The organism is Mycobacterium sp. ABE4_509, from assembly GCF_056160785.1.
The window spans coordinates 1-21,429 of the sequence record NZ_JBSWXU010000061.1 but is presented as its reverse complement, the minus strand read 5'-3'; the positions used below and the strand labels follow the sequence as shown (position 1 = coordinate 21,429).

Annotated in this window: 19 protein-coding genes; 3 read left to right on the top strand and 16 right to left on the bottom strand. The window is 68.8% G+C overall.

The genetic code is table 11. The features are described from left to right. Positions 1-2: 2 nt before the first annotated feature. The 4 genes from ACXAID_RS14665 to lon all read right to left on the bottom strand — a co-directional run bounded on the left by ACXAID_RS14665 (position 3) and on the right by lon (position 4,290). Positions 3-785, bottom strand: coding sequence for a maleylpyruvate isomerase family mycothiol-dependent enzyme (locus ACXAID_RS14665; protein WP_475022942.1), 783 nt, complete (start codon positions 783-785; stop codon positions 3-5). 102 nt (positions 786-887) lie between these two features. After that, complete coding sequence (locus tag ACXAID_RS14660; RefSeq protein ID WP_475022941.1) at positions 888-1,526, bottom strand: endonuclease; 639 nt, start codon at positions 1,524-1,526, stop codon at positions 888-890. A 40-nt stretch (positions 1,527-1,566) separates the two neighbouring features. Next, positions 1,567-1,899 (bottom strand): TfoX/Sxy family protein, encoded by a 333-nt coding sequence (locus tag ACXAID_RS14655; protein ID WP_475022940.1) that lies wholly within the window; start codon positions 1,897-1,899, stop codon positions 1,567-1,569. Positions 1,900-1,944: 45 nt separating this feature from the next. Beyond that, on the bottom strand, positions 1,945-4,290 hold the full coding sequence (gene lon / locus ACXAID_RS14650; RefSeq protein WP_475022939.1) for an endopeptidase La: 2,346 nt from the start codon (positions 4,288-4,290) through the stop codon (positions 1,945-1,947). 197 nt (positions 4,291-4,487) lie between these two features. On the opposite strand from lon, the gene ACXAID_RS14645 reads away from it, so the two are divergent. After that, positions 4,488-5,765, top strand: a complete 1,278-nt coding sequence (locus tag ACXAID_RS14645; protein ID WP_475022938.1) for an ATP-binding protein — start codon at positions 4,488-4,490, stop codon at positions 5,763-5,765. A 69-nt stretch (positions 5,766-5,834) separates the two neighbouring features. On the opposite strand, the gene ACXAID_RS14640 is transcribed toward ACXAID_RS14645, so the two are convergent. Next, the gene (locus ACXAID_RS14640) at positions 5,835-6,866 is read right to left on the bottom strand and encodes an esterase family protein (protein ID WP_475022937.1); all 1,032 of its coding nucleotides are present in this window, start codon (positions 6,864-6,866) and stop codon (positions 5,835-5,837) included. A gap of 275 nt (positions 6,867-7,141) precedes the next feature. Here ACXAID_RS14640 and ACXAID_RS14635 point away from each other — a divergent pair, with 275 nt between their 5' ends. After that, positions 7,142-7,588, top strand: coding sequence for a DUF1810 domain-containing protein (locus ACXAID_RS14635; RefSeq protein ID WP_475022936.1), 447 nt, complete (start codon positions 7,142-7,144; stop codon positions 7,586-7,588). A 10-nt stretch (positions 7,589-7,598) separates the two neighbouring features. Here ACXAID_RS14635 and ACXAID_RS14630 read toward each other — a convergent pair whose 3' ends face one another. From ACXAID_RS14630 to ACXAID_RS14585, 10 genes are all read right to left on the bottom strand, one after another. Next, on the bottom strand, positions 7,599-8,900 hold the full coding sequence (locus ACXAID_RS14630) for an alpha-amylase family protein (protein WP_475022935.1): 1,302 nt from the start codon (positions 8,898-8,900) through the stop codon (positions 7,599-7,601). After that, positions 8,897-9,376: a nucleoside deaminase gene (locus tag ACXAID_RS14625; protein WP_475022934.1), complete on the bottom strand. Its 480-nt coding sequence runs from the start codon at positions 9,374-9,376 to the stop codon at positions 8,897-8,899. Before ACXAID_RS14625 ends, ACXAID_RS14630 begins: the two co-directional genes overlap by 4 nt. 37 nt (positions 9,377-9,413) lie before the next feature. Next, positions 9,414-11,093 carry a hypothetical protein gene (locus tag ACXAID_RS14620; protein ID WP_475022933.1) on the bottom strand — a complete coding sequence of 560 codons (1,680 nt, stop codon included), beginning with the start codon at positions 11,091-11,093 and terminating at the stop codon, positions 9,414-9,416. Next, complete coding sequence (locus ACXAID_RS14615; RefSeq protein ID WP_475022932.1) at positions 11,023-12,102, bottom strand: hypothetical protein; 1,080 nt, start codon at positions 12,100-12,102, stop codon at positions 11,023-11,025. The genes ACXAID_RS14620 and ACXAID_RS14615 overlap by 71 nt, the downstream gene beginning before the upstream one ends. Next, on the bottom strand, positions 12,095-12,718 hold the full coding sequence (locus tag ACXAID_RS14610; RefSeq protein ID WP_475022931.1) for a TetR/AcrR family transcriptional regulator: 624 nt from the start codon (positions 12,716-12,718) through the stop codon (positions 12,095-12,097). The genes ACXAID_RS14615 and ACXAID_RS14610 overlap by 8 nt, the downstream gene beginning before the upstream one ends. Before the next feature lie 93 nt (positions 12,719-12,811). Beyond that, positions 12,812-14,398 carry a SulP family inorganic anion transporter gene (locus ACXAID_RS14605; RefSeq protein WP_475022930.1) on the bottom strand — a complete coding sequence of 529 codons (1,587 nt, stop codon included), beginning with the start codon at positions 14,396-14,398 and terminating at the stop codon, positions 12,812-12,814. A gap of 11 nt (positions 14,399-14,409) precedes the next feature. Next, positions 14,410-15,108: a cysteine hydrolase family protein gene (locus tag ACXAID_RS14600; protein WP_475022929.1), complete on the bottom strand. Its 699-nt coding sequence runs from the start codon at positions 15,106-15,108 to the stop codon at positions 14,410-14,412. After that, the gene (locus ACXAID_RS14595) at positions 15,105-16,529 is read right to left on the bottom strand and encodes an allophanate hydrolase (RefSeq protein ID WP_475022928.1); all 1,425 of its coding nucleotides are present in this window, start codon (positions 16,527-16,529) and stop codon (positions 15,105-15,107) included. The genes ACXAID_RS14600 and ACXAID_RS14595 overlap by 4 nt, the downstream gene beginning before the upstream one ends. 64 nt (positions 16,530-16,593) lie before the next feature. Further along, positions 16,594-17,280: a GntR family transcriptional regulator gene (locus ACXAID_RS14590; RefSeq protein WP_475022927.1), complete on the bottom strand. Its 687-nt coding sequence runs from the start codon at positions 17,278-17,280 to the stop codon at positions 16,594-16,596. Positions 17,281-17,603: 323 nt separating this feature from the next. Further along, entirely contained in the window at positions 17,604-17,933 is a 330-nt protein-coding gene (locus ACXAID_RS14585) for a hypothetical protein (protein WP_475022926.1), read from the bottom strand. 957 nt (positions 17,934-18,890) lie between these two features. Between ACXAID_RS14585 and ACXAID_RS14580 the strand changes: the two genes are divergently transcribed. Beyond that, positions 18,891-19,535 carry a PaaI family thioesterase gene (locus ACXAID_RS14580; protein ID WP_475022925.1) on the top strand — a complete coding sequence of 215 codons (645 nt, stop codon included), beginning with the start codon at positions 18,891-18,893 and terminating at the stop codon, positions 19,533-19,535. On the opposite strand, the gene ACXAID_RS14575 is transcribed toward ACXAID_RS14580, so the two are convergent. Next, a partial coding sequence (locus tag ACXAID_RS14575) for an FUSC family protein (protein WP_475022924.1) occupies positions 19,507-21,429 on the bottom strand: 1,923 nt, incomplete at its 5' end. The two genes, ACXAID_RS14580 and ACXAID_RS14575, sit on opposite strands and share 29 nt — an antisense overlap.

Sequence of the window (21,429 nt, the reverse complement as noted above, 5' to 3'; positions counted from 1 at the left end):
TGTCACACGGGGGCGGGAACGGCAGCGGGCCAGAGTGTCCCCGCAGCCGTAGCCAGTAGGGCGGCGTCGCAGTCGATGGTGATCCGATGCCGCGGTGGCTGTCTTCCCCACAGGATCAGCAGCCGGTGTGCGACGTCAGTGGTGAGGACGACCGCTCCGCTGCTGGAACCTTCGTCTTCGAATCGAGCGACACCGCCCGTTCCATCGATGTTGCTCAACACGATGTCCGGCTGCCCCGCTGCACGTAGGGCGATCGTGAGCGGATGGTGAACTCTTGTGAAGCGCGAGCGTACGGATTCGTTGAGGATGGGCATCTCGTTGAGGATGGTCACCGCGTGCGTGGTGAGGTCAGGTTGTGCCAGCAGTTCTGCACCGATGACGTCTTCGCCCACGATGTCCCACCGGTGAATCGCCGCTTCACTGCGACAATGGGTGTCCAGCTGGGCAGCTGTCATGGGCATCCCCGTGAATTCGAAGGTGCGGTAAGGCCCCGAGCGGGCCAGATCCCGCTGTGCGTTGAGCTGGCGTTCGATCTGCAGCGACCATGCGGCCAGCAGCTCCGCGTGTGGCAGCGCGCGGAAACCAGGCTCTCGGTCTTCCCACAGCCGCGTCGGCCGGGACCCGTTGCCGTCGAGCTGCTCCTCGATCAGATCGGCGATCTCTTTGGAACCGGCGGCCAGGTGCGCCACGATGTCGTGGACCGTCCAGCCCGAACAGGCCGTCGGCGCCGAAGGGGAGACATCGCCCAGAGTCGCGATCAGGGCGCCAGCTTCCGCCTGGGACATGTCGACCACCTTCCGGCTCGAGACGATGCTGCCACCGTCGATGCTGCCGATGGGGTTGGGCCGGCGCTGGCGGAAATCCGACTTCAGGGTGATGCGGCGGGGTCACTGCAGTTCGGCGCGCAGGCCGTCATCGAGTGAGACACGCACCAGCGCGGCGGCCAGGGTGGCGCTGTTTCGTGGCGCCAGCGCTGCCAGTGCTGTCGGGTCGTCCGGCAGGCCCAGCCCGGCCGCGGTGGCGCGGGCGCGGTCGTCGAAGTAGGGCCGTACCCAGGTCCAGGTGTCCTGAACCTCGCGCAGGAAGATGTCGGCGCCGGTGTCGCCGATGCCCTTGAACCTCTCCAGCAACTGTTTGGCCGCACCGATGTCGCGTCGGGCCGCAGTGGCCAGCCTGCGCAGATCGCCGCCATAGTCGTCGCGGACCGCCGCGGCCATCGCGGCCGCGCGGGTCGCCGAGCTCTCGTCGTAACGCACATAGTGCGCGCGGCCGAACGCCTCGATCAGTGTGGAGCGCTGCGCCTCGAGCATCGCGTGCGGGGTGCGCAGGCCCGTTCGGAACAGCTCACGCGCGGCCCGCATCGCGATCGTGGCGTCGATCGGCTTGCTGGCGAGCATGCACAGGATCAGCAGCTGGAACAGCGGCATCGGCTTGTCACGCAACCGGATCCCCGCCTCCTCCGCGTACGTCGTGCCCGCCTTGTCGAGCAGCAGCTCGACGACGCGCTCGTCTGTCGCAGAGGCCATGTGGGTCGGCGTACCCGAAGTCATGCCGGGAAAACGTCCGCTACTTCGGGGGCAGATTCTTGGCAAGGTCGACGCCACGACGTACCCAGCCGGAGAGCTGGCCGGTGGTGGCGAGCCCGTCGGGTACCACCCGCACCCATGTGCGGGACTGCCGACCGGCCATCACCATCGGCTCGACGTGCGGCTCCGCCAGCAGACCCGCGCACTCCTCGGAGGGCACCCGGACCATCAACCCGCCGTCCCGACTCACCGCCACCGACATGTTGCCGTTGATCAGGAAGGCCAGACCGCCGAACATCGGCTTCTCGTCGGCGCCGCGCTCAGGTGCGATCAGTTCACGGACGCGATCAGCCAGTTCGGGGTCGTAGGCCATGCCCAAACCTAGCGCCGCACCCCGACACCGACGCCGGGCGGCGGCTCAGGCCGCGGCGGCGCTGACCGTCTCGGCGACAGGCACCAGAGCCTGCGCGACGATACCCGCCACGTCGGTCATCGGCCTGACCTCCAGGTTCTCCAGGACGTCGGCGGGGACGTCATCCAGGTCGGCCTCGTTGCGTTGCGGGATGAACACCGTCGACAGGCCGGCCCGCTGCGCGGCGAGCAGCTTCTGTTTCACCCCGCCGATCGGCAGCACCCGGCCGTTGAGGGTGACCTCGCCGGTCATTCCGACATCCGCGCGCACCTGACGCCCGGTGGCCATCGAGACCAGCGCGGTCACCATCGTGACCCCGGCCGACGGACCGTCCTTGGGGACCGCGCCCGCGGGCACGTGCACGTGGATGCGTCGGTCCAGCGCCTCCGGGTCCACTCCGAGCTGCTGGGCGTGGCTGCGCACATAGGACAGCGCGATCTGGGCCGACTCCTTCATGACGTCACCGAGTTGACCGGTGAGCTGCAGACCCGGCTCACCGCCGGTCGCACCGGCCTCGATGTAGAGCACGTCGCCGCCGAGGCCGGTGACGGCCAGCCCGGTCGCCACCCCGGGCACCGCGGTGCGCTCGGCGGACTCCGGGATGAACCGCGGCCGCCCCAGGTAGTCGATCAGGTCGGGCTCGTCGATCTCGACGGGCTGCGGATCCTGCGACAGCCGGGTGGTGACCTTGCGCATCGCCTTGGCCAACAGCCGTTCGAACTGGCGCACACCCGGCTCCCGGGTGTAGTCGGCGGCGATCTTGCGCAGCGCCGCGTCGGTCACCGTCACCTCGTCGGCCGACAGCGCGGCACGTTCCCGCTGGCGGGGCAGCAGATAGTCGCGGGCGATGGCCACCTTGTCGTCTTCGGTGTACCCGTCGATCGTGACCAGCTCCATCCGGTCCAGCAGTGCCGACGGAATGTTCTCCACCACGTTGGCCGTCGCCAGGAACACCACATCCGACAGATCCAGATCCAGGTCCAGATAGTGGTCGCGGAAGGTGTGGTTCTGCGCCGGGTCGAGGACCTCGAGCAGGGCCGCCGACGGGTCACCGCGGTAGTCCGAGCCGACCTTGTCGATCTCGTCGAGCAGCACGACGGGGTTCATCGATCCCGCTTCGCCGATGGCCCGCACGATGCGGCCGGGCAGCGCGCCGACATAGGTCCGCCGGTGACCCCGGATCTCGGCCTCGTCGCGCACACCGCCCAGAGCGACACGCACGAACCTGCGCCCCAGGGCCCGCGCGACCGATTCGCCGAGCGAGGTCTTGCCGACCCCGGGGGGACCGGCGAGCACCATCACCGCGCCGGAACCGCGTCCGCCGACGACCTGCAGGCCGCGCTGGGTGCGCCGGGCCCGCACGGCGAGGTACTCGACGATGCGGTCCTTGACGTCGTCGAGACCGTGGTGGTCGGCGTCGAGGATCTCCCGGGCCGACTTCAGGTCGGTCGAGTCGGCCGTGGTGACCTGCCACGGCAGCTCGAGCACCGTGTCCAGCCAGGTGCGGATCCAGCCGCCCTCCGGGCTCTGCTCGCTGGCCCGCTCCAGTTTGCCGACCTCACGCAGCGCCGCCTCGCGAACCTGCGCGGGCAGGTCGGCCGCCTCGACCCGGGCGCGGTAGTCCTCGGTGCCGTCCTGACCGTCGGGTCCCAGCTCACCGAGTTCCTTGCGGATGGCGGCCAACTGCTGGCGCAGCAGGAACTCCTTCTGCTGCTTGTCCATCCCGGTGCGCACGTCCTCGGCGATCTTGTCGTTGACCTCCACCTCGGCGAGGTGGGCGCCGGTCCAGTCGATCAGCTGCCGCAGCCGCGCGGCCACGTCCTGCGTTTCGAGCAGCTCACGTTTCTGCTCGTCGCTGAGATACGACGCGTAGCCGGCCGTGTCGGCCAGCGCCGACGGGTCGGTGATCTTGTTGACCGCGTCGACGATCTGCCAGGCCTCGCGGCGCTGCAGCATGGCCAGCAGCAGCTTCTTGTACTCGGCGGCCAGCGCCCGGGATTCCTCGCTGGGTTCGGGCGGCGTCACCTCGTCGACGGTGACCCACAGTGCGGCCCCGGACCCGGTGGCCCCCGCCCCGATGTGTGCGCGGGTCTCGCCGCGCACCACCGCCGCCGCGCCTCCACCCGGTACCCGGCCGACCTGAACGATCGAGGCGAGCACACCGTAGGTGGGGTAGCGGTCGTCGAGCTGCGGGGCGATCAGCAATCTGCCGGAGTCGCTCGCCTGCGCTGCGTCGACAGCGGTGCGAGCGGTGTCGTCGAGCTCGATCGGCACGACCATTCCGGGCAACACGATCGGTTCGCGCAGGAAAAGGACGGGCACAGCGCTCTGCGTCACGTCTGGTTCGGGCATCGATCTCCTCCAAAGTTGAACCTGTTGCGCTCAACCTTGGCGCCGGCCGGTTTGTTCCCGGTGCCGATATCGCCGACAGCGGAATCGGGCCGACCGGTGACTCACCGCCGCGCCCACCGGGGCAACCGCACGTCCCCCGGCCGACCACCCGATCGGGGCATGCCGGGGGACCGCCGCGGGCCGCATCATCTGTGCTCATGCCCCCATGGCGGTTACGTGACTTTCACGACGACGATCTCGACCAGGCCATCTCGGTCTGGGACCAGAGCCGCGAGCCCACCGAAGCGGCCCCGGCGTTTCCGGTCTCCGAAGTGGTCTCCGCCGCCCGCAGCGGTCAGCCCGCGGTGGTGGCCGTCGTCGCCGAGCAGTTGGTCGGCATGGCGGTCGCCCAGATCAACGGCGACCGCGCCTGGATCACGATGATCGCGCTGAGCAGCGGATGGCGTCATCGAGGGATCGGCAGCGCGCTGCTGGCCGAACTGGAGGTGCGGCTGCGCACCCTGGGCGCCAGGCGCATCAGCGCGCTGCTGCCCGAAGACGCCACCGGCACCGCGGCGCTGCGCAATTGCGGGTTCGCCGAGCGGACGGATCTGCGCTACTTCGACAAGGTCGACCACGTCGGCCCGTCGGATTCCGGTCTGCTTTCCACACTGGGCGGCCGCATCATGGGGCCCGGCCTGTGGGAGGACATGGCCGGCATGGAAACCGAGAAGCAGATGATCGAACGTCGCATCGTCCTGCCGCTGGCCCAACCCGATCTGGCCGCCCGCTACGGCGTGTCACCGCCGAAGGCCGCGATCCTGTTCGGACCACCCGGCACGGGCAAGACCAGTTTCGCCAAAGCGGTTGCCGGACGGCTCGGTTGGCCGTTCATCGAGATCTTCCCGTCCCGGCTGGCGGCCCCCGATGTCACGATGCCCAATGCGCTGCGGGAGGTGTTCGCCAACCTCGGCGAACTCGAGGCCGCCGTCGTGTTCATCGACGAGGTCGAGGAGATCGCCGGCTCCCGCTCGGGCATTCCCTCCGACCCCGCCCACGGAGTCACCAACGAACTGCTCAAGCTCATCCCGACGTTTCGTGAACACGACGAACGCCTGCTGATCTGCGCCACCAACTCGGTGCGGTCGCTGGACTCGGCGTTCCTGCGTCCCGGCCGGTTCGACTACGTCATCCCGGTCGGGCCTCCCGACGACGCGGCCCGAAAGGCGATCTGGAACCGCTATCTGGGCGTGACCGCCGACGCCGTCGAAGTCGACAAGCTGGTCGAGGCCACCGAGATGTTCACCCCGGCCGACATCGAGTTCGCCGCCCGCAAGGGCGCGCAATGCGCGTTCGAGCGCGAAATCGAGTTCCGCCGAGGAGATCCGGCTTCCACCGACGACTTCCTCGCCGCGATCGCCGACACCCGCCCGACGCTGACCGACGCGATGCTCGACGAGTTCAACGAGGACATCGAACTGCGCACCCGGCTGTGAGAAACCACCCGGTCACATGGCAGGGAGCCTGCCGTCGGGGGTAACGGCAGGCTCCCTGGGTGGGTGGTTCTAGACGGCGGGCTGAGCCCCCAGCACCCGCTGCATGTCCGGCTTCATCATCTGGAGCTGCTGCCCCCAGTAACCCCAGCTGTGGGTACCGGTGGGCGGGAAGTTGAAGACGCCGTTGGTGCCACCTGCCGCGACGTAGTTGTCCCGGAAGGCGATGTTGGTGCGCAGGGTGAATCCCTCGAGGAACTGCGCGGCGATCAGGTTCTCGCCCGGAGTGCCCGAATCGAGGTCCGACGGGGTTCCGGTGCCGCAGTAGATCCAGATCCGGGTGTTGTTGGCCACCAGTTGGTTGATGTTGACCATCGGATCGTTGCGCTGCCACGCCGGATCCGAGGACGGACCCCACATGCTCTCGGCGTTGAATCCGCCGGCGTCGTTCATCGCCAGCCCGATCAGCATCGGCCACCAGCCCTCGGACGGGTTGAGGAAGCCCGACAGCGAAGACGCGTAGATGAACTTCTGCGGGTGGTAGATCGCGTAGGTCAGTGCGGCGCTGCCGGCCATGGACAGACCGACGACGGCGTTGCCGTTCTGGGAGACACCGCGATTGGCCTCCAGCCACGCGGGCAGTTCCTGGGTGAGGAAGGTCTCCCACTTGTAGGTGTAGTCCTGGCCGTTACCCCGCGACGGCTGGTACCAGTCGGTGTAGAAGCTCGACTGTCCGCCGACCGGCATGACCGTCGACAGACCGGACTGATAGAACCACTCGAAGGCGGGGGTGTTGATGTCCCAGCCGTTGAAGTCGTCCTGGGCGCGCAAGCCGTCGAGCAGGTAGACCGCGTGCGGTCCGCCGCCCTGGAACTGAACCCGGATGTCGCGGTTCATCGCCTGGGAGAACACGTCGAGGTACTCGACGGGAAGACCTGGCCGGGAGAAGGCCCCCGCCGTCGCCGAACCCCCGGCGACGCCGATCAGTCCCGGCAGGGCGACCGCGGCCATCGTGGCGACAGCCACCCGGCGCAGGGCTGCCTTGGTGGCGCCCCGCCACGACGCTGCCTGTGTGGCGCCTCGCCACTTCACTTTCCACTTCATAACGGCAACCAACCCACCTTTCTGTACATGTCCACCATGTCGCGCAAACTTGCCGTCGCGTTGCAGGCGTAATGAAACAGGCTGTGACTAGCCGACAGGCCGTTCGACACAGCGATTCGACATCGCGGTTGGCTAACGATTGCAGCTCGGCGCGGACTCGTCCGGACCCCGGACACTCCGTGACCAGTGTGAACAGAGCGACTCACGTGGTTTCGAGGCCGCGCCCGGATCCGGTGGCACGCGAGGCACTCGGCCTGCCACACTGGCGGGAGCCCATGGCCGAGACGAACATCCCGACGAAGCGATCCGACGACCCGTTCGCATTGCGGCGCTTCGTCGATGCCCAGGAGGGCGGGTATCCGACCGTCCTCGCCGAACTGCGCGCCGGCGCCAAGCGCAGCCACTGGATCTGGTACGTCTTCCCGCAGCTTCGCGGATTGGGCCGAAGCCCCACAGCCGAGTACTACGGCATCAGCTCCATCGCCGAGGCGAAGGCCTACCTGGCACATCCTGTGCTCGGCCCTCGACTGCGCGAGTGCGCGGGACTACTGGCCGCTGCCGAGGGCCGCTCGACACGCGAAATCCTCGGCTATCCAGATGATCTCAAGGTGCGCTCGTCGATGACGTTGTTCTCCCGGGCAGGAGGCGATCAGGTCTTCCGCGATGTCCTGGACACCTTCTACGACGGGCAGGACGATCCTGCGACGCTGGAACTGCTGTAGCCCCGCGCTACTACGGGGCCAGCACCAGCCACCCGTGCGCGGGTACCGCGACCTCGCTGACGACCTCGGCGGGCGGCGCGCCGGATCCGGCCACGATCTGAGCCGCGGAGAACCCGAACTCGTTCAGCGCCAACGACATCGGAGCATCGTCGATGTTGAGTGCGACGACGAGCGTGTGCTCGCCGCTGCGCGTGGAGTAGACGTAGCCACGGTTGGCCACCCGCAGCGGCGTCGTCCTGGCTTCGTGCAGCCACGGATGCCGGCGGCGCAGTCCGATCAGATGCTGGTGGGTGCGGTGAACCTGGCGACCGTGCTCACCGACACCTTCACCGGGAGCGCCGAATTCGGGGCGCACCGCGTCGTCGCCACCGAACCGCTCCTCCTTGACCCCGCGGTAGGCCGACTCGTCGCCGGCATAGATGCTGGGCGTGCCACCGATGGTCATCAGGATGGTCAGTGCGTGCTCGACATGGTCGGGATTGCTCAGCTGACTCGCGATGCGGGTGACATCGTGATTGCCGATGAAAGTCATCGGGACGAAGGTGTCGAGGAATTCGTCGTGCCGGGTCAGCGACCAGTCCAGTTCGTGGAAGTTGCCGTCGTTGAGGCTGCTCCAGATGGCCTTCCACAGTTCGTACTGGGTCACCGAGTCGAACCCCGTGTCGTGCACCCGAGCGGCATAGTCGCCGTGGATCACCTCGCCGACGAACCAGGCCTGGGGGAACCGTTCGCGGACCCGGGGCAGGACCTGCGCCCAGAACCGATCCGGCACCGCATAGGCGGCATCGAGGCGCCAGCCGTCGGCGCCGCGCTCGAGCCAGTGGCACATCACGTCGACGGTGTAGTCGATCACCTCGGAGTTGCGGTGGTTCAGCGCGATCAGGCCGGGGTGGCCTTCGAACGTGGCGAATTCGTCGCCGCGCACCCGGAACCAGGACCGGTCGCCGCCCGCCACGGCGTCGCGGTAGCGGGGGAAGTCGGTTCCGACGTGGTTGAACACGCCGTCGAGCAGGATCTTCAGCCCCCGCCCGCGACACTCGGCCACGAGGTGGTCGAAGTCGTCGTCATCGCCCAGGCGCGGGTCGACGCGATAGTGGTCGGTGGTGTCGTATCCGTGGGTGCGGGATGCGAAGACCGGCCCCAGAGCCACCCCGGAGGCCCCCAGTTCGAGGACATGGTCCAGCCAGTCGACGATCCGGCGCAGCCGGTGCTCGGCTTCGCCGGGCGCGGGGTCGGCCGGGTAGGAGCCGACGAAACCCAGTGGGTACACCTGCCACCAGATGGCGTGTTCGACCCAGTCCGGTTCAGTCATCCGGCGAATGCCTCCGAATACAGCGCTTTCATCTCCTCGGTCAGTTCCGGCGCAGGTCCGTCGGCCACGACCCGCGGTGCCACGGCGCCGATCGGCAGCGTCGCCACCGGGGGCAGCGGTGCTCCCCACTCCTGGAGCCAGCTGGTCAGCTGGGCTGACGACGCGGCGTAGACGATGCGTCCCAGACCCACCCAGGCGTGTGCCGCCGAACACATCGGGCAGTGTTCACCCGAGGTGTACACCGTAGCGCGGGAGCGCTGGGCGGCCGTCAGGGTCTCGGCGGCCCACCGGGCGATCGCGAACTCCGGGTGCCGGGTGGAGTCTCCGCCGGCCACCCGGTTGTGGTCTTCGTAGAGCAGCGTCCCGCCGGCGTCCACCAGCTGCGATCCGAACGGTTCGTCGCCGTCGGCCAGCGCCGCGCGGGCCAGGTCCACACACCGCCTCAGGTGCGCCAGGTCCTCGTCGCTGATCGGCACAGGCCGCAGTCTACGCAGCGGCCGGCACAGCCGTCGGTCAGCAGCACGCCTCCAGCCGGCACGCACACGACGCCCGGATCGGAACGTCGGCGCGGGCCGAGGCCAGTTCCAGCTGCCTGCCGATGATGACCGCCTCGGCGTCGCGCCCGAGCCGGGTCAGACACTCGTGATAGCCGTGCAGGCTCCAGACGTTGCCCGGGTGTTGGCAGGGGCGGCTCAGGGTGGGGTCGAGCCCGAGGTCGGCGGCGTACACCTCGGCCGCCTCCGCAACGCGCCCCTGCTCGAGCAGCAACGCGCCGTAGGCGTGCCGGGTGGGCTGCATCCAGCCCCACGGCTCGTCGTAGGGCAGGGTGTCGTCGAGTTCGATCGCCTTCCTCAGGTGCGCAAAGGCATCCTCGAACAGCCCTGCCCGATAGTCGATCTCACCGTCGAGCATCGCCGCGGCAACCGCGAGGATGTCCCGGCTGGTGTTGTTGAACAGGTAGCGCGATTCCGGAATCCGTTGATAGGCGGCGGTGAACGCGTCTCGCTCGGCCCGCGCCTGCGCCAGCCGGCCGGTCGCGGCATACGCCACGCCGCGACCGTAGTGGACGGTGGCCGTCGTGGTGCAGTACAGCTCTGCGTCGGCCGGCACCGGCGTCGCGATCAGCTCCTCCCAGCGCCCGAACCGGATCAGCACGTGTACCCGCAGCGGCACGAAGGCCTCCAGCCAGTCGGCCATCGGCGGGGAGTCGATGGACAGCAACTCCGGGGTCAGCTGTTCGGCCAGCTCGTCGGCCGCCGACAGCGCGGCCGACGAATTACCTTCGAACATGGCCGAATACACGATGAAGTGCAGGTTGTGCGCCCGGTAGAGCGAGTAGAAGTTCAGCGGTCCCGAGTGTTCGACGAACCGGTGGTCGACGCGCACCGCGGCAAGGTTGGCCACCACCGAGTCGTGATAGTTGCCACACAGCACGTCGATGTGGCTGGGCATGTGCTGAAGATGCCCCGCGTCGGGGACCAGTCCGCGGAGCAGGTCGGCGGCCGGCAGCGCCTGCTGCGGTGTGGTCGACATCTCCATGGTGTGGATGTAGATGTGCAGGATGCCCGGGTGCTCCCGCCCGGCCGGGGTGGACATCGCGGCGTCGAGGATCGCCTTGGCCTCGGTCACCCGCGAACCCGGGGCCGGTTCGCCGGTCCTGCTGTCCCACAGTGCCCAGGCGGTGACGTTGACGAGCGCATCGGCCGCCAGCGCCGCGACATCGACGTCATCCGGAAACCGCTGCGCGACGACCGCCATCGCGTCGGCGTAGGCGGTGTGCCCGGCTTCCAGGGCGTCCATGTCGTCGGGGTCGTCGGTGGGGAAGCGCACGGCCAGCGCGTCGACCAGGGCGCGCTCGGTGGGCGTGGCGCGCCCCTGCGCGGCACGGGCGAGTTCGGCACGGGCGCGCTGCAGGGATGCGGACAGATCCGCGGGATCGAACGCATCCCAGGCCTTGTTGTAGTTCGGGCCGATGGCGTAGGCGATGCCCCACCTGGCGATCGCGAGGTCGGCGTCGAACTCGAGGGCGCGCTCGAAGCAGCGGATGGCCTCCTCATGGTTGAAGGCGTAGGACCAGATCAGCCCACGGTCGAACCACCGCTGCGCCTCCGGGGCCGGGGTGTCAATCCGACGATGGTACGAGCCGAGGTCGTAGTAATCGTCGGTCGCCTGTGCGCCGGACCCAGCGTTCATATCCGGCACGATAATTCACCCGGGCAAGGGTGGCCAGGACTGCGAGCAAGCATCCTGCCGCAGCCCAGGCGCCGAGGGTGAGAAGCGGCGTCAGCGCCGCGTTGCCGCCGAAGTAGGAAACGCTGCGCAGCAGTGACACTCCCGACCCCTGTGGCACCAGCGTGGTGAACGTCGAATAGAAGCCGGACAGCAGCGGCCGCCCGACGGGCCCGGCGGCCGCGGCGTTGCCCACCACCACGAGGAACAGGCCGAGCGCCACCGAGGCCAGCGTGCCGAATGCCGCCGCGACGCCGGTCACCGCTCCGGCGACGGCCATCGCGTAGAGCCACAGCACGCCGAACACCTGCCACCCGTGGCCGGTCAGCGCCCCGAGAAACGGTCCGACATACAGCGTGATCGCCCCGGCGAGCACCGCGGCGAACCCGGACAGCGACAGCGTGCGCAGCGCCAGGGTTGCCGGGGTACGCACGCTACCCATCAGCCGGCCGAGCAGCGCCGCGCCCAGAGAGGCGCCGATGGACACGAAGATGACGGCGTAGAACTCGACGGTGCCGGACGGGTCGGCGGCTGAGGTGGGGGCGACGTCCTCGACCGCCACGGGCAGTCCGGCGCCCGCGGCGGCGGCCCGGCCCACTTTCTCGGCGGCCGCGGCCACGCTGCGTCCGCCGCCCCCGGCGACGTAGATCGTCATGCCGTTCTCGGGTGTCACCGCGAACGCGGTGTCGGCGCGGCGTTCGTAGACCTGCTGACGTGCTTCCTGCGCGTCGGCAGCGTGTTCGATGTGCAGCCCGGACTGGTCGCGCAGACCGTCGGTGAACGGCTCGGGTGCGGCCACCGCGACGGTCATGTGGTGCAGTGTCGGGTTGGCGAAGGCGCCGGAGTAGCTGGCCACCATGGCGATGACGAAAACCGTCAGCCCGGCCAGGGCGAGCGCGGTCGTGCGCAGCGCCGATCGATCCAGGAGGGCGGGCCGTTCGAGGTGGATCTCCGGGCGGTGATGTCTACCCATGCAGGGGTCCTTTCTGAGCTGTCGAGATGCCCAGCAGCGCGTCGACGGTGTCGAGTGCGGCGGTGACCCGTCCGGTCAGGTCGGTGGCCTCGGGGTCCTCCATCCAGGAGCGCAGCACCTCCATGAGCCCGCCCACCAGGAACCGGCTGACCGATTCCGGTGGTGGTGGAGCGATCGGCTCCGCGGTGCCCGCGAGCCGGTTCAGGGCAGCCGCGGCGATCTGCTGGCAGGCCGGGAACAGGGCGTCGCGAAAGGTGCTGATCGCGTGCCGGGCGACGGTGCTGGGCACGATGTTGCGGTACATCGCGCGGTGTTCGGCGGCGAAGCCGAACAGCCCGACGATGCGGGACCGGGCATCCTGGGCGGCTATTGCCTCGCGGGCCTCGATGACCTGGACAGTCTCGTCGAATGCGGCGGTGAGAGCGGCTGCGACGGCGTCGTCGCGGTCGCGGAAGTGCCGGTAGAACACCTGCCGGCTGACCTCGGCCCGGGAGACCAGATCCCCGACGGTGATGTCGTCGACCGGCCGTTCGTGGGCCAGCGCCAACGCCGCAGCCCGGAGCCGGGTGCGGACGCGTTCGGCGCGGGGGTCGGCGCTGCTGCTGCGGGTGGGCACCAGCACACGGTAGGCAGTTTCGTAGACAATTGTCCACGAAGGTCGCGGTAATGTCGGCCACCCCGACCGACGACCTGTGACCGGCGTCGCGGGTCAGTGACCTGCGACGATATCGGCCTCATCGGGATGGGTGACCGGATCCTTGGCGCCGGGCAGCACGAAGAACACCAGGCAGACCGCGCCGAACAGCAGATACCCCAGTGAGACCTGGGGACTGGCCGCCCACGACACCTCGGGGGCATGGATCAGGCCGATGAACGACAGCGCGGCACCGACCGCTGCCGCGATCGCAGCGTAATGGAACTTCTTGTCCAGGATGAAGGTCATCATCGTGCCCAGGATCAGACCGACCAACACCGCACCCTCGCCCAGGGTCTTGAGTCCCTCGTAGACCACCCCGGCGCCGTTGAGCGCTTCGGCGGTCACCTCCGCCGCCGACGTCCCGGCTGCGCTGAGCGCATTGTCGATCATTCCGCGACCCCATTCGGCCAGGTTGGGCAAAAGCGCGGCGACCACTGCCACCGCGTGCAGCCGCGGCACCGCCTGGAATGCCTGGGCCCCGATCAGCAGGCCGATGTAGAGCAGGATCGGCACGATCGCCGGAACCGGCAGCAAAGCGGCGAGGATCCCGAAAAGCCCTAGGAAGCAGAGGACTCCTATGACCCCGCCACTGGCAAGGGAGTAGCTGGCCCGGCCGCCGGCATCCTTCCAGCCCGGGTGGCCGATATAGACCGCGGGAGGGAAAGGCGAACCGAACGCCGAGCCGATCACCGCACCGGCGCCGTCGGCGAGCAGGACGCTGCGCAGGTTGTAGTTGTCGCCGGCGGCCGCGGCGCTTTCGACGTTGCTCATCGCCTCGGTGAAGTTGTAGACACCGAGCGGGATCGCCGTGCCGAGCAGCGGCGCCAGGTTGGCCAGTCCGTTGACGAGCATGTCGATGCGCAGGTCCGGGATGCCGATGGCGATGTCGCTGACCGCCTGGGAGACGTCGGGCGCCGACATGTAGCCGCCCGCCCAACCAATGGCGGTGCCGACCAGCAGCGCGACCAAGCCGATCGGGATATTGCCCGGCAGCTTCACATTGGTGAAGAAGCCGATCAGGATGATGGCCAGCACCGGCATGCCGATCCAGGCGACCTCCCACATCTGGGCGGCCGGGCGCATCGAGATGAAGGTGATCGAGATCCCGGCCAGCGTGCCGAGCATCGCCGCGCGCGGGGTGAGCCTACGGATGTAGGGGCCGACGAACGCCCCGATCATGACGATGACCCCGATCAGGAACGCCCACGCCAGGCCCGCCTGCCAGGCCTGCATCGGATCGTCGGTGGACAGGTAGACCGGCAGCATCACCACGAACACCACGATGAACATGTGCGGCACGCTGGGGCCGTACGGCAGCGCGGTGACGTCGGTGCGGTTCTCCCGCCGCGCGAGCCGACGGGCGAGGAACGTGTAGTAGAGGTTGCCGAGGATCAGTGCGACACCCAGCGCCGGCAGCACCGTGCCGAGCACATCGCCGGCAGGAACGGCGATCACGCCGATCATCAGTGCGGTCAGCGTCAATACGTTGACCAGGATGTTGAAACCCAGGCCGAAGAACGCGTTGGTGTCGCCGCGGGTCCACCACGGAATCGACTGGGAGGACTCGGATACCGGGGGATCTGTGATGTCGGTAGACATGGATCGTCCTCTCAGGCCAGGGAGACGGGGATGTCGCGCCGCTGTCGCAGCGCGGGAATGACGGCGGCGCTGTCGGCGACCCAGCCGAAGATGCCGCCCTGTGCCGTGATCATCTCCAGGCCGACGCGCTGGAACTCCGGGAAGTAGGAGCCGACGCAGTCCGATACGACCAGGCATTCGTAGCCGCGGTCGTTGGCCTCCCGGGTCGTGGTGTGCACACACACCTCGGTGGTCACCCCGGTGATCAGCAGTTGGGTGATGCCGGCCGCGGACAGGATGTTCTGCAGTTCGGTGGCGTAGAACGCCCCTTTCCCGGGTTTGTCGATGACCACCTCGCCATCGGCCGGGGTCAGTTCGTCGATGATGTCGTGACCGTACTCATCACGGATCAGGATGCGGCCGAACGTTCCCAGGTCGCCGATGCGCTTGGACGGTACACCGCGGTTGAGCTTGGCCGGCGGGCAGTCCGAGAGGTCGCTGAGGTGACCCTCGCGGGTGTGGACGACCATCACCCCGCCCGCGCGGGCCGCCTCGACCAACGCGGTCAGTGGTGCCACCACCTTGCGTAGCTGTGTCACGTCGTTACCCAGGCTCTCGCCGAACCCGCCGGGCAGCAGGAAATCCCGCTGCATGTCGATGACGATCAGCGCGGTCCTGTTCGGCTGCAGCGGAAACGGCGATGGTTCGGCAGGGATCTGAATCGAGGTCATGCTTTCTCCTGAGCAGGGTGGCGGATAGCGACGCCGGCGGCTGCGCCGGCCTCGCCACGGACGGGGGTGCGGGGCTCGTCGAGGATCCGCGCAGCCAGCTGCAGCACTGTGTCGTCGGTCAGCGAGGGACCCAGAAGCATTGCACTACAGGGCCTTCCATCGCTGAGCGTCCCCATGGGCACGGCAGCGCCGAGCAGGTCCAGCAGGTTCCCGAAGTGGGTGTAGTGGCCGAGAATCGTGTTGCAGTCGATCGGGCGGGCCAGCACTTCGTCGACGGTGAACGTGGTCCCGATCGTCGGCACCGCGAGTACGTCGATATCTCGCCAGATGCGCGCGACCTCGGCCTTGAGCTCGGCAAGTCGCTGCAACGCGGCGAACGCGTCCACGGCGGTGTACTGCTGGCCGCTGCGCAGTATCTCGCGCACGACGGGATGGATGGACTCCGGCTGTGCGGCGAGGAAGTCGCCGAACTCGACCAGACGTTCGGCGACCCACGGGCCTTGGTACAGCAGCGCGCCCGCCGCCAGGAACGGCGCAAGGGAGACCTCGACGACAGTGGCGTGCCGCGCGAGATCCGCGCGGAATCTCAGGTGCGCCGCTCGCATCGCGGCATCGCCGAAGAACTCCAGTTCGGCCTCGGCCGGTAGCCCGACCCGGATGGCGCCGCCGGCATAGCGCGGGCCGGGGTCGCGCGACCAGGGGTCGTCGTCGTCGCGTCCCACCATGACGTCGAGGACTCGGTCCACGTCGTCGACCGAGCCGGCCATCACCGAAAGGCAGTCCAGTGACTTGCAGGCGGGCACCAGCCCGACGGTGCTGATCAGTCCGCGCGAGGGTTTGAACCCCACGATCCCGTTGAGCGCGGCGGGTACCCGGCCCGAGCCTGCGGTGTCGGTGGCGACCGCGAAGGGCACCTGACCGAGCGCCACGGCCAGGGCCGAACCGGAGCTCGATCCGCCCGAGATCATCTCGCGCCCATACACACTGCGCGGGACGGTGTAAGGGGTGCGAGTGCCGTTGAGCCCGGTGGCGAACTGGTCGAGGCTGGTCTTGCCGACGTAGAGGGCCCCGGCGGCGAGGAGCTTCTGCACTGCCGGTGCCGTCGCCGAGGCGATGTAGGAGTAGTCCGGACACGACAGGGTGGTCGGCTCTCCGGCCACATCGATGCTGTCCTTCACCCCGAAGGGCACCCCGTACAGGGGCAGTGTGCGCGCCCCGGGTCTGGCTTCGATCGCTTCTGCCGCCGCGATCAGATCCGCACGCGGAACCGTCGACAGCCACGTGCCGTCATCACCGCGAGCAGCGATCGCGTCGGCTACGCGAGCGGCGGTCTTGGCGGGCGAGCCTGTCCCGCTCGCGTGCGAAGCGAGGATCTCGGCCACCGACGGCCCCACGGATGGTCCACGACATTCATCGGCCATAAATGTCGATTGTCGACAGAATGATGGCGATCTTGGGTCGTTCGTGTGTCGATTGTGTTAGCGCTCAGCCGCCATGCCGCACAGAGCCGGTATCCAGGCCCAGATAGTGCAGGTGGCCGTGGCCGCGTAGCGCCGCGATGGCCAGGGCGGGATCGTTGGTCTCCAACGCGGACAAGACGGCCTTGTGCCGCTCGATGCCGTCACCGGCCTCACGCTGGCGGGCCTCTTCACGCAGATTTCGGGCCATCGGGAGCTGCAGTTTCAGCAGGATCGGCTCCAGCGTGATGTCGAGCTGGCGGTTGTGTGCCAGCCCGACGACCGCAGCGTGAAAGGCCCGGTGGGCGTCGTCACGCTCGAGCGCGTCGTGCGCGGCGTCCATCCGCTCCAGCGCCGAACGCACCGGCTCGAGGGCCCGCTCCGGATCGGGTAGCGGTAGGGCAGATTCGATCGCGTGCCGTTCGAGCACGTATCGAAGCCCGAACAACTGCAGGACATCGGCCGGGGACCATTCGGTCACCCGGGACCCGCGGCGGGGGAGATGTTCGACCAGCCCCTGCTGGGCGAGCAGCCGCAGCGCCTCGCGCACCGGAGCCCTGCTGAAGCCGAAGGTCGCGCACAGTTGTTCCTCGACGATCTTCTCGCCGGGTTCCAGCTGGCCGCTCAGGATGGCGTCGCGGATATGGTGCGCCGCGACCTCGACCAGCGTCGCGGGCAACCCGAGCCGCGGTTGGTCATCACTCGCCACGGCCATGGCACCCAATGGTAGGGAACTTTTCTGGCTGTTCGCAGTTGAGGGTCTAGAAACCTGAGTCGCACTTGCCGGCCGGGCCGAAGCCGCGACCCGGCGCGGTCACGCGTCACCGCGCCGGCTGATTCCGCGATTGCGGTCACGTGCGCCCAGCCACTGCAAGGTGCTCTGGTTGAAGGGTGCTGGAGTACACCCATGACGACGACCGCTCCGTCGCCGCCGTCGAGCGGCTGCGAGCGGCCTACGATCCGCTGGCCCGCTCGGTGCTTGCGCTCACGGAAGCCGAGTAGGGATGGCGTCGACGGCGTAGAAATGGGGGCGGCCAGCTAGGTTGGGCACGCTCTGTCGAGTTCGACCAATGTGGAGCTGAATTCTTGGCCGATCCGCGAGAAATCACCCAACGGCGGTGGCGGAGTCGCATCCAGCGGCGGCGCACTTCTTAATTCAGCCCGGTAGCGCGGAACTAACGTCGCCATTTGGCCGGCGAGGTCGGCCATGGTATCGGCACTCCGGGCCAGGCTCGCATCGTCATCGATCTGATTGGCCAGGCCTCGAAGCCGCCCCGCCCAATGCTCGTAGTCCGAGTCGGTGGTTTCCACCCCCGCTCGAGTGTTCACGTCGACTTCCTCGTTGAACTGATTGTTGTAGTCGATCATTGAGCGCACAGTGCCGCAGTCCGAATCGGGACGTTTCGTAAGCAGAAACCCGGTGACCCCTATGGCTAACACCGCAACGGTCACGAAACCGCCGACAAGCCACAACCATCCACGTCTAGACATCAACGCGGCCGATGCATGCCAGGAGGGACTTCACCTGGCCCCGGTGTCATGGCTACGGGCGGCAGCGCGCTGTAGCCTCCCACCGGGACACCCTGCTCGATGGTGAACTGTCCGCCACAACGGTTGGGGAGAAAGTTCACGGACCGTGGCCCGCCACACGGCTCCTCGATCCTGGTACGCGGCTTCTGCTGCCGCATCGGCACCATCGCCCGCCCAGTCCGTCCCGCCGGGCGAGGACAACTTATGGCAGTGGGCGTCGGCAACCGCATCGAGGCTGTCGGCGCAGCGTCGATACTGTTCGGCGGCAGTGGCCAGGTCGCTGATCGCGCTCGTCCATCTTTCGATATCCGTCCGAGAGGGCAGGCCGGCGGGGGTGGCGGACGAAGGCCGGCATCTGGATGTCCTGAGCAAGTCGAGGCCGGAATGGCCGGCGCTCACAAGGCTCTCACGATGTCGGATGCGCTGTCATCGGTGCTGGCGTAGCTCATCGCCGCTATCGCTGCCGCCCGAGCATGCCCCGGCAACCGGCCGCGGTAGGCGTCGCCAAACGTAGCAATCGCCTCTGCAGCGTGGCCGATCCCCGCGCGCGACGGTCTGTCAGTTGTCGCATCACTCGTCAGAGTTGTGTTAACTGCCTGGTCGGCTAAGCCGAGCAAGCCAGCTGAGGCTGCTCGCAGTCCGTCTGTACAGACGTGGAGTGGATCGGACATTGCCCCCCTAGCAATCTGTTGAAGCCAGTCTAGCGACTACCCGGGCCGCCACGACAACGATGACCGCAGAGTCGGCCGGCACGGTGACGTGCGCGGCACCACTGCAACATGTTCTAGTCAATGGGTGCTGGAATACACCCATGCCGAGGACCTCTCGGCCGCCGACGTCGAGCGGCTGCGCGCGGTCTACGAGCCGCTGACCCGGTCGGTGCGCGAACTCGTCGACGCGACCATCCGCACCGAAGCCGACGCCGGCGCGGTGGCCGCCGCGATAGCCGAGATCGATTCCGCCACCGCACGATTGCGCAGCCGCCAGCTCGACGGGCCGTTCGGCATCCGCTATGCAGCCGACGGTCATCCGATGCCCTGGGGCAACGCGGTGATCGGAGTCCGCAATCCGTCGGCGCCGCCGCTGGTGATCCGCAAGGTGCGGGAAGGCACCGACGACACCGTCAGCTACGTCACCAGCGACTTCCATCTCGGAGCGGCGTTCGAGGGTCCCCCCGGTCACGTGCACGGCGGGGTGTCGGCGATGCTGCTCGACCATGTGCTCGGCGACGCGGTGAGCGCGCCGGGCGTGCACCGTCTCACCGGCACGATCACGGTCCGCTACCGGCGGCTCACACCGCTGGGGCGGCTGCACGCCGAGGCGCGCATCACCCACACCGACGGGTTCAAGACCTACGCGGCCGGCCACATCGCCGACGAGCAGGGCGTCACGGTGGAAGCCGAAGGGGTGTTCATCGAGCCGCGATGGGCTCGGGGGTGACGGCGATCGCCGATACGTTGCGGGTGATCGTGGCGACCTCGGCGACCAGCACCCGCGCGGCACCCTCATGGGCTCCGTGACGGGGAACGACGTCGCGCAGCCGCTTGTCGGCCGCCTGCACCTCCACCCGGTCCACACTCCACGGAGACGCAGCGGTCGGCGGATCTCCACACAGTGACTCGACATATTCGTCGACGGCGAGGACGAACTCACCGCTCCAGGCCGCACCCGGCTTGTCGGGCAGCGCGGACTCCAACGACGTGCAGGACGCCGTCACGGCGTTCAGCGCAGTGCGATACGAGCCCATCCACCGTCTGAGCTCGCGGGAATCCAGCCGCGTGGCGCCGGCCGCCGCCTCGAATGCCGCACGAGCCCGGAACGTGCGCTGCCAGGCCGCCGACAGTGCACCGGCCGGGTTGTCGAGTTCGTGGACGTAGGCCTTGATCACCGTGGCCGCATAGTCGACCTCGGTCTTGAGCAGTTCGCCGGCGCGCTGCGACAACCTGGTCACCGAGTCATCGGGGAGCAGCACGTGGACCAGCAGCGCCAGCGCCCCTCCGATGAGCGCGCCGAACAGCCGGTCGTCGGGGGTCGCCGGCGGGCCGATCCGGTCGAGGTCGATCAGGAACACCACGGCCGCCGTCAGGGCCGCCGACAGCGCGAGGTAGCCGAACCCCGCCACGAGATAGGCGATCCCGACGAACGCGATCGCCAGCACACCGGCCATCACCGCGCCCGGTTGGAGCAGCGTCAACAGCACCGACGCCACCGCCACACCGGCGACGGTTCCGGCGATACGGCCCATGCACCGCGTGTAGGTGTGCGCGGTCTCCGGGCGGAGCACCAACAGCGCGGTCAGCGGAATCCAGTAGCCGTGGGCGACGTCGGTATAGCGTTCGATGGCGCAGCCCGCACCGACGGCGACGGCCAGGCGCACCGCATGCCGCAGCACCGGGGAGTGCCGGTGGACGTGGGCCGACATCAGGGCGAGCGCCGAGCGCAGCGAGGTCCGCAACTCGGGTCGACGCACCCGCACGGACTCGGGGGAGGAGGGCAGGAAATCGCCCAGCCGGATCGCGACGGCCTCGTGCAGCAACGTCGAAAGGCGATCTACCACCGCCGCCTCGGCATCGCCGACGGTATCGACCGCGCCGTCGAGGCGCTCGATCGCCGCCTCGGCGTCGTCCCGGGCCGAGCGTCGGGTCTCGGCGACGGCGGCCAGCGTGTCGGCAGCGGCGGCCAGCAGATCGCTGGGCGGCGAGTGGGCCGCTCGGGTGCCCAGCTCCGTCAGCGTGGCCGCGATCCGTTCGGGCAGCCCGTACCAGCTGCGGTAGTCGGCGTGATATCGACGGGCCTGCCCGTCGATCACGGTGAACGCCGACCGCAGCGCGATCAGTGGTTCCGGATCGACCGCGACGGCGTCCTCGTCGTGGGGGTCGGCCATCCGGGCGGCATCGGCGGCCAGCGAACGGTACGCCGCGGCGAGGGAGTCACGCTGCACCCGCCACCGGTGCTGCGGCCACACGGCGATGAGCGCAGCCTGGAGCACACCGCCTCCGAAGACCAGCGCTGCGGCACCGAAGGTCGACCACACCGTCGGCTCGACCGGCGGGACGACCACCAGCAGCGCGCCCGAGGAGGCACCGATCAGCCCGGCGTGGGCGCCCAGCGCCCACGGCAACGCCGCGGCGAAGCACCAGATGGCGACCGCGGCGATGTAGGCCGGGGTGAACCAGGACACCGCGGCACCTAGCAGGACAGCTGTTCCGAGCAGCGCCGCGGTGCCGGCCACCATCGGGATCCGGCGGCGGGGACTGTCCTGCAGGGCCACCACGCCGGCGACGGCGGCGGCCCCCGCCGCCGCGGTCGCCGCCCCCGTGGGTCCCCACCGCAC